General features: G+C 75.3%; 1 protein-coding gene. It reads left to right on the top strand.

All coding sequences use genetic code 11. The features are described 5' to 3' along the window. Window positions 1-830: serine/threonine-protein kinase (locus GWK61_RS54860; protein WP_194922336.1), on the top strand; the 830-nt coding region annotated here is incomplete at both ends.

Here is an 830-nt window from a genome sequence, read left to right as displayed (position 1 = left end):
GTGCTCGCGCGGCATGAGGCCGGCGGGCGGTTGGTGGCGATCAAGTACCTCGCCGGGCGGTTGGTGGGGGACTTCGGGTTCGCGGCGCGGTTCCGGCGGGAGGCCGAGCTGATGGCGCTCGTGCGGGACCCGAACGTGGTCGAGGTGTACGAGCTCGTCGTCGCCGCGGACGGTCGCGGGGTCGCGCTGGTGATGGAGGCGGTCGAGGGGCCGAGCCTGCGGGTGCTGCTGGGGCGGGGGCACGGATCGCCGGAGGCGGCGCTGGCGCTGCTGCGCGGGTCGTTGCTGGGGCTGGCGGCGGCGCACGACCGGGGCGTGGTGCACCGCGACTACAAGCCGGACAACGTGCTCGTCGACGCGCGGGGCGAGAGCAAGCTGACCGACTTCGGCATCGCCTCGCCGGCCTGGGAGGGGGCGCCGGCCGAGGGGACGCCGGCGTACATGGCGCCGGAGCAGTGGAACGGGTACCCGCCGGCGCCCGCGTCGGACCTGTACTCGGCGGCGGTGGTGTTCTACGAGTGCCTGACCGGCGTGCGGCCGTTCCGCTCGGAGACGCTGGCCGAGCTGCGGACGCTGCACGAGTCGGCCGCGCCGCCGCTGGACCGGGTGCCGCCGCCGGTGCGGCGGTTGCTGGAGCGCGGGCTGGCGAAATATCCGGGGCAGCGGTACGGGGATGTGCGGACGTTCCTGGCCGATGTCGAGTCGGCCGCGGTCGCGGGGTACGGCGCGGACTGGCGCGAGCGCGGGGTCAGGGATCTGGCTTACGTCGCGGCGGGGGTGATCGCTGCGCTGCCGTTGGTGGCTTTGGCTGCGGGGACGACGGCGGGGGC

The sequence above is a fragment of the Catenulispora rubra genome (assembly GCF_015356825.1).
In the GTDB taxonomy this organism is placed as follows: domain Bacteria; phylum Actinomycetota; class Actinomycetes; order Streptomycetales; family Catenulisporaceae; genus Catenulispora; species Catenulispora rubra.
This window is presented reverse-complemented; position numbering and strand designations above follow the sequence as displayed.